This window comes from Syntrophus buswellii, from assembly GCF_046097065.1.
Lineage (GTDB): Bacteria > Desulfobacterota > Syntrophia > Syntrophales > Syntrophaceae > Syntrophus > Syntrophus buswellii.
Genome location: NZ_CP175563.1, coordinates 1,844,068 through 1,856,464 on the forward strand (window position 1 = coordinate 1,844,068; position 12,397 = coordinate 1,856,464).

Consider the following 12,397-nt stretch of genomic DNA (forward strand, 5'->3'; position numbering starts at 1 on the left):
AAGGGCGAACACAGGGAATCCTGTCGCCCCGAAAGCCGCTGCTGAATCAGGTATGATAATGGGCGTTGATTTTTACGTACTCGAAGGAAAGATCGGAGGCATAGATCCTGAAGCTCCCGGTTCCCATCCCCAGTTCGAGCCGGACCCGGATCGTCTCCTGGGCCATGATGGCGGCCACCCGGTCGGTTGGAAAGGCCGTCCCCTGCCCGGCCTCAAACAGGCAGACCTCTTCAAAAAAGAGCCGCACGGACTGTGTCGGAAGGGGGATGCCGATGGAACCGGCCGCGGAGATGATCCGCCCCCAATTGGGGTCGCCCCCATAAAAGGCCGTTTTCACCAGGTTGGAATTGGCCACGGCGTAGGCCACACGACGGGCCTCTCCGCGGTTGCGCGCACCGTCAACCACCAGTTCGATGAGCTTCGTCGCCCCCTCGCCGTCGCGCACCATCCCCCGGCAGAGGTCGTCCAGGACGGCGAAAAGCATCTCCCGGAAAGGGGCATACTCCCGGGAGCGGCGGCGAATCTGCCGGTTTCCGGCACTGCCGTTGGCCAGGATCAGGGCCGTGTCATTGGTGCTCATGCAGCCGTCCACGGTGATGGCGTTGAAGCTCTGCGCAATTCCTTCCTGAAATACCGCCCGCAGCGCTTCGCCGTCAACGTCGGCATCCGTCATCAGGTAGGCCAGCATGGTGGCCATGTTGGGCTGGATCATGCCCGCCCCCTTGGCGATGCCGCAGAGGGTCACTTCCCTTGAACCGATCATACCTTTCCGGCAGGACATCTTGGGAAACCGGTCCGTGGTCATCATCGCCGCCTCGGCATCGGGAATTCCGTCCCTGCGCAATCCTTCAACCAGGGGTTCCATTCCCCGTTCAATGACTTCCAGCGGCAGGGGATGGCCGATCACGCCGGTGGACGCCACCAGAACCAGATCGTCGGAAATCTTCAGCTCTTTCGAGGCGGCGCGGGACATGGCCAGGGCGTCCCGGTAACCCCGTTCTCCCGTCGCGGCGTTGGCATTGCCGCTGTTGGTCACGATGGCCTGGGCCGCTCCCGCGGAGATGCGCTCCATGTCCACCAGAACGGGGGCCGCCTTGAAACAGTTCGTTGTGAAGACGCCGGCAGCCCTTGCCGGAACTTCCGAAAAAATCAGGGCGAGGTCCTTTCGCCCCTGCTCCTTGATTCCGGCGGATATTCCGTTGGCCAGAAATCCGGGAACAGCATATTCGTCACAATTCACGGTGCACCCTGCCCTTCCATCGTTCTTCTCCGGGAGACCCCCGGTTTTTTCTCAGCGCCGGCCCTTATGCCCCACAGCACTTTTTGTACTTTTTCCCGCTTCCGCAGGGACAGAGATCGTTTCGGCCCACCTTCTGGGTCTTACGGCGAACCGTTGCGGCAGCAGGGGTATCCTCACCCCGGTTCATGATGTAATCCTGCCGTTGCTGCTCCCTCATCTCCTCCACCTCTTCTTCCCGCTGAATCTGGACAAGGCAGAGCTTTCGGACCGTGTCTTCCTTGATCCGCTGAATCATGTCCATGAAGAGGTCATATCCCTCCTTCTGGTACTCCCGGACCGGATCCTTCTGGCCATACCCGCGCAGGCCGATGCCTTCCTTCAGGTGATCCATGCCCAGCAGATGATCCTTCCAGTGGATATCGATGGACTGCAGGCTGATCATGCGGATGAGATAATCCATCAGAGGGGTCCCGAACTCCGCCTCTTTCCTCTTCAGGAGATCGTTGACGGCGGCAATGATCCTCTCTTCGATATCCTGGCCGCTCCCCAGGTCGTCGCCGCCGAGATCCATCTTCAGCGCAAACTGAGAGTAGACCCTTTCCTCCAGACCCTTGAGGTTCCATTCGTCGGGGTGCTTCTTGTCATCCACATACTCCGGAACGAGATCCTCGACCGTCTCTTCAATGATGTCCTGAAGGTCCCCCCTCAGATTGTCCCCCTTCAGAACGCTCTTCCGCTGTTCGTAGATGACCTGGCGCTGCCTGTTCATGACGTCGTCATATTCCAGCAGATGCTTGCGGATGTCGAAGTTCTGACCTTCAACCCGTTTCTGGGCATTTTCAATGGCCCGGGAAATGAGCTTGTGCTCAATGGGCTCGTTTTCCTCGATGCCGATCTTATCCATGATGGAGGAAATCTTTTCGGCGCCGAAGATCCGAAGCAGATCGTCTTCCAGGGAGAGGTAAAAGCGCGAAGAGCCCTGGTCCCCCTGCCGGCCGGAACGTCCCCGGAGCTGGTTATCGATGCGGCGGCTTTCGTGCCGCTCCGTACCAAGGATGTGCAGGCCGCCCAGTTCCGCGACGCCTTCACCCAGCTTGATGTCCGTTCCGCGTCCGGCCATGTTGGTGGAAATGGTCACCTGGCCGCGCTGGCCGGCCTGGGATACGATCTCGGCCTCCCGTTCATGGTTCTTCGCATTGAGAACATGATGCTGAATCCCGGTCTGGTTGAGGTACTTGCTGAGAAGCTCCGACTTTTCAATGGAAATGGTGCCCACCAGAACCGGCCGCCCGACCTTGTGCAGCTCCCTGATCTCCTCGATGACCGCCGTGAACTTTTCCTTTTCCGTTTTATAGATCACATCGGTATGATCCACCCGGATCATGGGCATGTTGGTGGGAATCACCACGACATCGAGGTTGTAGATCTTCTTGAATTCGGCGGCTTCGGTATCGGCGGTCCCCGTCATCCCAGCCAGCTTGGAATACATCCGGAAGAAATTCTGAAACGTGATGGAGGCCAGCGTCTGGTTTTCCTGCTCGATCTTTACTTTTTCCTTGGCCTCCAGGGCCTGGTGCAACCCATCGCTGTAGCGCCTGCCGGGCATGATGCGCCCGGTGAATTCATCCACGATGATGACCTGCCCGTCCTTCACCAGGTAATCCACATCCCGCTTGAAGAGCGTGTGGGCCTTCAGGGCCTGGTTGACATGATGCAAGGTATCGATGTTACGGGGTTCGTAGAGATTCGAAACCTTGAGATGGGACTCGACCCGGGCCACGCCCTCTTCCGTCAGGACGACCGTCCGGCTCTTTTCATCGATGCTGTAATCCGTGTCCTTCCGAAGCCGGGGAATCACCTGGTTGATCCGGTAGTACTTGTCCGTCGATTCTTCCGAGGGGCCGGAAATGATCAGCGGGGTCCTGGCCTCGTCGATGAGAATGCTGTCCACCTCGTCCACGATGGCGTAATGAAAGTCCCGCTGGACATAATCCTCGATGGCGAACTTCATGTTGTCGCGCAGGTAATCGAATCCGAACTCGTTGTTCGTGCCGTAAGTGATGTCGCAGCCATAGTTTTCCCGCCGTTCGTCGTCATCCAGACCGTGGACGATCACACCGACGGAAAGGCCGAGAAAGTTGTAAATCGGCCCCATCCACTCGGAATCGCGACGGGCCAGATAATCGTTGACGGTGACCAGGTGGGCGCCCTTCCCCTCCAGGGCATTGAGATAAAGGGGCATCGTGGCCGCCAGCGTCTTTCCTTCACCCGTCTTCATTTCGGCAATTCTGCCTTCATGAAGGACCAGGCCGCCGATGATCTGGACGTCAAAGGGGCGCATCTTCACCGTCCTGCTGGCTACTTCGCGGACAACGGCAAAGGCTTCGGGGAGGATCGTGCTCAGGGAGGCACCGTTGTCCAGCTTCTCCTTGAAATAAGGCGTCTTCGCCTGAAGGTCTTCATCGCTCAATTTTGAAATGGAAGACTCCAGATCGTTGACTTCACGGAGGATTGCCGAAAGTTTCTTTATTTCTCGGTCATTTTTTGTACCGACAATCTTTTTCAGTACGGATGCAAACATAGGTCAACCTTTTTCTGCTGGGAAATACTGACTTCACTGGTCAGTTTATAGTTTACCGGCTTTTCATACACCATTTTGCTAGGATGTCAACCGTTCATCAGATAGCCCACGCCCCCCGATTCTCAGGCACCGGGGATCAAGCGATCCGATTACGCCTCGGATTTATTCGTTTTCAAACGAATCAGGACTGCGGCGGACAACATATTGCCAGCCATCATACAACTCATGTGCCATGTTCTCTTAAGTCCCCCGGCTCCCGTCGAGCCGGGATGCCCCTCAAGACTGATTTCCAATCCCGACGCCTCCCACTGTCCGATCCGGCGGATAAAAAATTCGACAAACAGCAGGGAATGTGAGAAAAATAGGCACATCGTTCAATGCTGAAGGAATGCCGTTCCATCAGGGACCCTGTTACCCTGGGCGTCTTGACGGGATGATGCCGGAAAGGAGATGAAAAAGAATGTTTCAGAAGATTCTATATCCAACGGATTTTTCGGACACTTCCAAAAAGGCCCTGGAATATCTCCTCACCCTCAGAGAGGCCGGGGTGAGGGAAGTCGTCATCGTTCATGTCGTTGACACCAGAAGCCTCCACATTCCCGAGGTCTACTCCCTCCTGGACCTTTCTCTGCTGGGCGAAAAGCAGGAAATATCCGCACGGGAGGAGGCGGACAGAATAGCGGCGCGACTCAGCGGGCTGGGGATCAACAGCCGTGTCAGGATCGAAAAGGGCATTCCCTTCAGGGAGATCCTTCGAGCGGCGGCGGAAGAGGAGGTATCGATGATCGTCATCGGCTCCCATGGCATGAGCAACGTCAAGGAAATGCTCCTGGGATCCGTATCCGAGCAGGTCATCCGTAAGGCCGGAAAGCCGGTCCTCGTCGTCAAGCGTTGAGACCACCGGGCAGGATGCGCAGCGCTCAAGCGGCGCACCTCGTTCCTGCGTCCGCTCCATCCGGGGCAACCTTTTCCTTGACATCGGAAAAAACCTGACTATCATTTACCAGTTTATATTGTGGTCTTCCCAAATAACCCTTCTCTTTTCCAATTAGCCGATCATGTTTAGAAACTGTTTACCGACAACAAACTGGATTATGCCGGACGGCAATGAGGAAGAGCGGAATCTTCTTGTCAGAGAACTCGGAATCCACTGGATTATCTCATCCATCCTGACCGGACGGCACATTCTTACACCCGACGAGGCCCGAAAATACCTTCACCCTTCCCTTCACGACCTGCATAACCCTTTTCTCATGAAGGACATGCTCCTCGGAGTCGATCGGATGATTTCGGCTGTCTTCAGGAAAGAAAAGGTGATCGTTTACGGCGATTACGATGCCGACGGGATAACCTCCGTCGCTGTCCTGGTCAAGTTCCTGCGGGAGATCCAGGCCGACGTCGGCTATTACATACCCGATCGGATCGAGGAGGGATATGGCCTGAACCGGAAGGCGATCGACAGGATCAAGGACAGCGGTGCTTCACTGATCGTCACCGTCGATTGCGGCATTTCCGACCGCGACGAGGTTCTCTATGCCGCTTCCCTTGGGCTGGATACCATCATCCTGGACCATCACGAGGTTTCCGGGCCTCTGCCCAATGCCGTCGCCTCGATCAACCCCAAAAGGCCCGATGACACCTTTCCCCTGAAGCACCTTGCCGCCGTGGGCATCGTTTTCAATTTCCTCATCGCCCTTCGCGGGAGCCTCCGGAAGAACGGCTTCTGGCGCGACAAGCCCTACCCGAATCTGAAGGAGTACCTCGATCTCGTCGCCCTGGGGACAATCGGCGACATCTGCCCCATGGTTGATGAGAATCGAATCTTTTCCCGGGTGGGCCTTGAGCTCCTTACAGAGGGCAAAAGAGCCGGGATCCGCGCGCTGAAAGAAATCAGCGGAATTGACGATTCGACGGTCGATTCCGAAAAGGCCTCCTTTTGCCTGATCCCCCGGATCAATGCCGCCGGCAGGGTTGGATTGCCTGAAGAGGCCGTTGAGCTGCTCTTGAGCGACTCGGTAACCGAGGCAAGGGAACTGGCCTTGAAGCTGGAAAGCTACAACCGGAAGCGGAGGGCCCTGGAGAAGGCCATCCTGGACGAAATTGTCGAACACATCGACAGCACCATCGATTCCAGCAACAGAACATCCTTCGTCATGGCATCGGACAAATGGCACCCCGGCGTCATCGGAATTGTGGCGTCAAAAATCGCCGACCGTTACGACCGTCCGGCAATTTTGATCAGCCTGAGGGACGGAGTCGGCAAGGGGTCGGGGCGAAGCATCTCCAATTTCAACATTTTTCAGGGATTAAAGGAATGTGAAGACTACCTGATCTCCTACGGCGGCCACCGTTACGCGGCGGGCATTTCCATTCTTGAAGAGGATATTGAACAATTCTCCGATCTTCTCGATGAAATCGTCCGGGAGAATGTGCAGAAGTCGGATTTCGTCTCCGCAACGGTCATTGACGCTCAATGCCACTTGAACGACATCACCCATGAACTGCTGTCCCAGATGGAGCTGCTGGCCCCCTTCGGAAGCCGGAACCCGGAACCGGTCCTCTGCGTGAGGAATGTCAACGCCTTGTCCCCGGCTATCGTTGGGAAGAATCATCTCCGGATGCGTGTATCCCAATCCGGTGTGTCCCGAAATTCGATCTGGTTCAGCCAGGGCCATTTTATCCGCGATCTTCACGATTCCTTCCTCGACATCGCCTTTACGCCGCAGATCAACTACTGGAACGGCTCCTCGGACATTCAGCTGAAGATGAAGGATATCAAGATCAGAGAAAACTGACGTTCACATCCCCAGCTTTTCGATGCGGTAGCGCAGCGAATCGAAACTCACCTGCAGAAGCTCCGCCGCCCTTGTTTTAGAGCCGCTGGATTTTTCCAGGGCTCTCTCGATCATGTCCCGTTCGAATCGTGCCATCTCCGCACCCAGGTTGATTCCCTGATCCGGAAACGGTCCCGAGTTACTGACGCCGTCGCCCTGCTCCGCCGAATGGCCCCCGGAAATCACCAGGTTTTCGGGAAGGATGATGTTGGACTGCTCCAGGGCCACGCTTCTTTCAATGATGTTCTCCAGCTCCCGGACATTGCCCGGAAAGGAATAGTCCATGAGGAGTTCGAGTCCATAATTGGAAATATTCCGGATGCCCTTCCCGAATTCCCGGGCATATTTTTCAATGAAATACCGCGTGAGGATCGCGATGTCCTCCCTTCGTTCCCGAAGGGGCGGAATGCGCACCGGAATCACGTTCAGGCGGTAATAGAGGTCCTCCCGGAATTCTCCCTTCCGGATCATCTCTTCCAGGTTTCGGTTCGTCGCCGAAATGATCCGGACATCCACCCGGATGCTTTCCGTTCCGCCTATTCTCAGAAACGTCTTCTCCTGGACCACCCGCAGGAGCTTGACCTGCAGAACGGGGGGCAACTCCCCCACTTCATCAAGAAAGACCGTCCCTCCCCGGGCAATCTCGAACAGGCCGGCCTTTTCCGCATAGGCGCCGGTGAAGGAACCCTTCATGTAGCCGAACAATTCACTCTCCAGCAGGGTTTCAGGTATGCCTCCGCAATTGATCGCGATAAAGGGCTTCTCCTTCCGCGGGCTGTGCGCATGAATGGCCTTGGCGACAAGCTCTTTGCCTGTTCCGCTTTCTCCAAGAATGAGGACATTGGCCGTCGTCTCGGCCACCTTCTTGATCAGGGTATAAACCTTGCGCATCTCCCTGCTCTTGCCGATGATCTCCCCAAAGGATGCGGCGTTTTCCATATCCCGGATAAACTTGGCGTCATCGCGCATCCGGCCATTGGATTCCAGGGCGTTGCGGATGGTCGACGTGAATTCTTCGATGTTGAAATTCTTCTCGATGTAGTCATAGGCGCCTTCCTTCATCGCCCGGACGGCTGTTTCACCGGAGGCATAGGCCGTAATCAGGATGACCAGAGATTCCGGAGATATCTCCTTGACCGCCTTGAGAAACTCCAGACCGTCCATTTTAGGCATCTTCAGATCCGTCAGGATCAGGTCATAGGAGCGCTTTCTGCACGAGGTGAGCGCTTCCGCCGCACTCGACGCACAGCGGACGTCGTATCCTTCACGGGTCAGCATGATATCGAGAAACTCCCGCATCCCCTTGTCATCATCCACCACAAGAATGGTCGCCATGTTTCCTCCCCCTTGAAATCTCAGGCAGCCCGGCTGTTTTCCAGAAGGCGCAGGGGGGTGTTCTGAACTTCCCGGCTCCTCGGCAGGCAGACGCGGAAAAGGGTGCCCTTCTCTCTTTCGCTTTCCACCGCCAGGGTTCCCGAGCCGTTTTCAATAATCCTGCCCACAATCGCCAACCCCAGACCCGTCCCCTTTTCCTTCGTGGTAAAGAAAGGCTGAAAGATCTTCTCCATGATCTCCTTCGGGATGCCCTCACCGCTGTCCCCGATCCGCACCTCCACGAAATCCTCCCCCGAATCGGACGTCGCCGTGCCTGTCCCGACAGACAGGCGCCCTCCGCAGGGCATGGCCTGCAGGGCGTTGACAATCAGGTTCCACAGCACATGCTGCATTTCAGTCCTGTTTGCATAAAGCATGGCGCCTCCGGAAAGGTTCTTCTCGACCGTGATGTTATCCGTCCAGTCCGGAAGATAAACGAGAGATTCCAGAATCTCCTCGATGAGGTCGTCCAGGTTCATCCATTCCCTGTTTCCCGCCGCCGGCCGGGCCAGGAGGAGAAAGTCCTTCATGACATTTTCGAGCTGATCTTTGCCGCGCAGCACGATCTTCATCAGCCGCTCGTCCATGGGATCCAGCTTCAAATCCTTCTTCAGCATCTGGATCGAGCCGCTGATGGCGGCAAGGGGATTGCGAATTTCATGCGCAAGGGCTGCAGCCATTTCGCCGACGAAGGCGAGACGCCTGCTTTTTTCGTAAGCCGCCTCGATTTTTTTGATGTCCGTTAGATCCTGGAAGATCAGGATGTGCCCGAGGTGTTCTCCCCGGCTTCCCTTGAGTACCGAGAGAGAACAGCCAAGAATCTGGTCCTCCTTTTCCCCTCTCCTGATCCTCATCTCCATCCGCCTCTCCGATCCGTTTGCCGACTGAATCCGGGAAGAGCGCTCCTTCAGAGCGTTGAACTCGGGAAATACGGACTGAACATCCCGGTTCAGAACGCTCTCCACAGGCAGCCCGGTGATCCTGGCCGCCGCCTGATTGAACGATTGAATCCGACCCTCCAGGTTGACGGTGAGGATGCCGGTGTCAATCGATTCGATGATGCTCCGATGGAGCATGTCAAGCTTGTCCAGGGCGCTCTCCTTTTCAGCCAGGAGGGTTCGGGCCGCTTTTTCCTGCTCGATGACAAAGCTGGCCAGGAAGGCGATGATGTAGAAGGAAAGGGCATGGATGCTGATCCTTGAGTACATGTAGCCGGAATTCCATGGGGTTTCCATCATCAGCTCTGAAGGGGTGCGCTCCAGTAAACCGTTGAATTCCAGGAGCAGCAGGGATCCATAGAAAAGGCTGCAGGCGGTGGCTGCGAGAAAGCCGCCCCGGCGATCGGAAAAAATCACCGTATAAATAATGACCATGGGATAAAGAACGGAATAGACGCTTCCGGCCCCGCCGGTCAGGTGAACAAGGACGGTGATCAGCAGGACGTCGCATGCCACCTGAAGACAGGCGGACACCAACCAGGATTTGACGATTTTTACGAGAAAGACATAGACAAAGGAAAGGAGATAGGTGACGAGGATCAGGCTGTAGAACGGCTGAAAACGGATTCCCGGGTGGGATGAAGTTTGCTTGAGATCAAAGAATACAAATATTCCCAGGAGAATCGTGGCGACAACGATCCGGGATAGAATCAGCCAGTGTAATCTGTGGAGAATATTTTTCTTCTGCAAGGCCGGTTTCTCTGCAGGATTCAATAAAAAGCGGCTCCTCTCTTCTCAAGGGAAAATACCGCTTCAGGATTTACTTATTCGAAGATCCCGTCGGGGAATTCTATCGTCATTGACAGTGCCAAGATCCGATAAATTCAACCGATTGGGCAGACAACCCTGACACATGCAAAGGCCTTTCCTTTTCCTTCTGGCAGCTCTGATTTCCGGCATTCTCGCCGGAGAGTTTTTTTCTCCCCCGGCATTCCACCTCCTGATCTGCCTGGTTCTCCTTCTCGCCCTTCTTCTTGCCGGCGTCCGCCTGAAAAAACCCTTTTTGATCCTTCTGGCTGTACCGGCCATCCTTTTTCTTCAGGGGAGCCTCAACATTCTGCGCTTCGAGCCCTCCTCCCCCTCTTCCGCGATCCTTTCCCTGCAGGAACGGGGAAAGAGCACGATCCTGGAGGGAATCATCTGCGAATCACCGGAATTCGCCCCGGACAAAACCAGGCTTGTCCTGCAGGCAACGGGCATCTCAGCGGGCGGCATCCACAAGCCCGTATCGGACAGGGTTCTGTTGACCGTCAAGGGACAGCAGGCGTTGAAATACGGAGACGTCATCCGCTGTGGCACCCGCCTGCACAAACCGCATAACTTCAACAATCCCGGTGGTTTTGATTATGAAAGGCGCCTGCGCTTTGAAAAGATCTCCTCTGCCGGCTTCGTCAACGACGCATCCCGGGTGATTGTGCTGCGGCATGGCCAGGGAAATCCGATACGATACTCGCTCGAAATATTCCGGGGTTACATACGCGACCTGGTTAACAGGCATGCCCCCTATCCGGAGCGGACGATTCTTGCCGCGATGATTCTCGGCAGTTCGAGGGAAATCCCGCCGCCCATCCTGGAAAAGTTCAATCTGACCGGAACGTCCCACATCCTTGCCGTTTCCGGTTTCAATGTCGGGCTGATCGCCTTGTGGACAATCATGGTGATGCGCTGGATTCTCAAGAGATCGGAATATCTTCTTCTTCGCTTTAACGTCATCAAGCTGTCCCTTGTGTCAGCATTCCTGCCGGTCCTGTTGTACGCCTTTGTCGCCGGCGCCGGCATGTCCGTTCTGCGGGCGACCCTCATGGCCATGGTGTTCATGATCGCCGTGCTCCTGGACCGTCGGCAGGACATGATCAATACCCTGTCCGCTGCGGCTGTGCTGATCCTGACGGTCTCCCCCGAAGCCCTCTTCGATCTCTCCTTCCAGCTCTCCTTCGCCGCCGTTGCCGCCATCATCCTGATGGTCCCCCTTTTCTCCGGGCATCGCCACGAGGTCCAGCCGTTGCCGCGCTCATCACCGGCGGCGCTCCGGATCAACAAAATTCAGGGCCAGGTCTGGCTGTTTCTGATCACCACGATAAGCGCCACCCTGGGAACATTGCCCATCCTGGCCTACTACTTCAACCGGGTCTCCCTTCTCGTTATTCCCGCCAATGCGGTCCTGGTTCCGATCCTCGGTCTGCTGGCCCTTCCGCTGAGCATGCTGGTCATCGCCGTCAGCCCCTTTTCAGAGCTCCTGGCCGGCCTCTTGATTTCGAGCTCCGCCTGGCTGGTCAAGGTCTCCCTTTTCCTCGTCGACTTCTTCGCCTCCCTTCCCGGGGCCTCCTTTTACGTCTGCACCCCTTCCCTCTGGCAGTTGGGGTTGTTCTATCTCCTTCTTCTCTGCGCCGTCGCGCTGATCTCTATGGACAGGAGGCAGGGCGTTCCCGGTCAGGACGAGAGAAAGCGACGGCTCCGGATTCTCTTCGTCCTCATACTGATTTCCCTTTCGGCTTCCTTGGCCTGGAAGTATCTCCGGCCTTTTCAGGACCGGGGGCTCACGGTAACCGCCATCGATGTCCATCAGGGCAATTCCGCCCTCGTCCGCTTTCCCGGCGGAAAGACGATGCTCCTGGATGGTGGTGGAGTCCCAGGTGACGGATTTGACGTCGGCCGTTCCGTGGTCGCCCCCTTTCTCTGGCACGAGGGAATTCGAAAGATCGACATCGTTGTGCTCAGCCACGCCCATGTCGATCATCTCGGTGGCCTCCCCTTTATCCTGGAACATTTTTCCGTTTCAGAAGTGTGGTCCAGCGGGGAAGGCGACGATTCGGAAGCGTATCGCCGTTTTGTGGAAATCATCCGGCGCAGGAACATCCGCCATCGGATTATAAGGGACCGGGAAACCTTCCTGAAGGTCGGAAAGGTCGGGATTGAACTTTTCAATCCGGGAATAAGGAGCCCCTCCGGTGGAAATCTCAACGAAAAGTCCCTGGTCATGAGGCTGACCTATGGAACAGTGCACCTGCTGTTCACCGGCGACATATCGGCTGACGAGGAGAAGCATCTCCTCAGCCGCTCATCGGATCTCCGCAGCGCGGTCCTGTTTGTCCCACATCACGGGAGCCGCTCATCGAGCAGTCTTCCTTTCCTGAACGCCGTACAGCCGCAGATTGCCGTGATCAGCTGCGGTCCTGACAATGTCTTCGGCTTTCCCCATGGGGAAGTTCTGGCGAGATACCGGAGTGCCGGGGCCAGGATCTTCCGCACGGATAAGCAGGGGGCGGTCACCGTGTCGACGGACGGAAAAAAACTGCTGGTGAAAGGGTTCAGGAAGGAGTAGAAAACCACCGTTGTTCATGAGGCAAAATGACATAATTTCATTGTCATC

At 56.3% G+C, this 12,397-nt stretch carries 7 protein-coding genes; 3 read left to right on the forward strand and 4 right to left on the reverse strand.

Annotated features, from left to right (window positions below):
* Positions 1-46: 46 nt before the first annotated feature.
* The gene (argJ, locus tag ACJ77P_RS08365; protein WP_408997978.1) at positions 47-1,240 is read right to left on the reverse strand and encodes a bifunctional glutamate N-acetyltransferase/amino-acid acetyltransferase ArgJ; all 1,194 of its coding nucleotides are present in this window, start codon (positions 1,238-1,240) and stop codon (positions 47-49) included.
* A 64-nt stretch (positions 1,241-1,304) separates the two neighbouring features.
* Complete coding sequence (gene secA, locus ACJ77P_RS08370) at positions 1,305-3,821, reverse strand: preprotein translocase subunit SecA (protein ID WP_408997979.1); 2,517 nt, start codon at positions 3,819-3,821, stop codon at positions 1,305-1,307.
* Between the two features lie 460 nt (positions 3,822-4,281).
* Between secA and ACJ77P_RS08375 the strand changes: the two genes are divergently transcribed.
* Together ACJ77P_RS08375 and recJ are read left to right on the forward strand one after the other, a co-directional pair.
* Positions 4,282-4,716 (forward strand): universal stress protein, encoded by a 435-nt coding sequence (locus ACJ77P_RS08375; RefSeq protein WP_408997980.1) that lies wholly within the window; start codon positions 4,282-4,284, stop codon positions 4,714-4,716.
* A gap of 199 nt (positions 4,717-4,915) precedes the next feature.
* The gene (recJ, locus tag ACJ77P_RS08380; RefSeq protein WP_408997981.1) at positions 4,916-6,616 is read left to right on the forward strand and encodes a single-stranded-DNA-specific exonuclease RecJ; all 1,701 of its coding nucleotides are present in this window, start codon (positions 4,916-4,918) and stop codon (positions 6,614-6,616) included.
* A 3-nt stretch (positions 6,617-6,619) separates the two neighbouring features.
* Here recJ and ACJ77P_RS08385 read toward each other — a convergent pair whose 3' ends face one another.
* Complete coding sequence (locus ACJ77P_RS08385; RefSeq protein WP_408997982.1) at positions 6,620-7,990, reverse strand: sigma-54-dependent transcriptional regulator; 1,371 nt, start codon at positions 7,988-7,990, stop codon at positions 6,620-6,622.
* 20 nt (positions 7,991-8,010) lie between these two features.
* A complete protein-coding gene (locus tag ACJ77P_RS08390; protein ID WP_408997983.1) occupies positions 8,011-9,717 on the reverse strand; it encodes a two-component system sensor histidine kinase NtrB in 1,707 nt (568 codons plus the stop codon).
* Between the two features lie 163 nt (positions 9,718-9,880).
* Here ACJ77P_RS08390 and ACJ77P_RS08395 point away from each other — a divergent pair, with 163 nt between their 5' ends.
* Complete coding sequence (locus ACJ77P_RS08395) at positions 9,881-12,349, forward strand: DNA internalization-related competence protein ComEC/Rec2 (RefSeq protein WP_408997984.1); 2,469 nt, start codon at positions 9,881-9,883, stop codon at positions 12,347-12,349.
* Positions 12,350-12,397 lie beyond the last annotated feature (48 nt).

What these genes read in the sequence shown, in the direction of transcription:
- ACJ77P_RS08385 (WP_408997982.1), bottom strand. Translation starts at nt 7,990, where the DNA reads ATGGCGACCATTCTTGTGGTGGATGATGACAAGGGGATGCGGGAGTTT.
- recJ (WP_408997981.1), top strand. Translation starts at nt 4,916, where the DNA reads ATGCCGGACGGCAATGAGGAAGAGCGGAATCTTCTTGTCAGAGAACTC.
- ACJ77P_RS08395 (WP_408997984.1), top strand. Translation starts at nt 9,881, where the DNA reads ATGCAAAGGCCTTTCCTTTTCCTTCTGGCAGCTCTGATTTCCGGCATT.
- ACJ77P_RS08375 (WP_408997980.1), top strand. Translation starts at nt 4,282, where the DNA reads ATGTTTCAGAAGATTCTATATCCAACGGATTTTTCGGACACTTCCAAA.
- secA (WP_408997979.1), bottom strand. Translation starts at nt 3,821, where the DNA reads ATGTTTGCATCCGTACTGAAAAAGATTGTCGGTACAAAAAATGACCGA.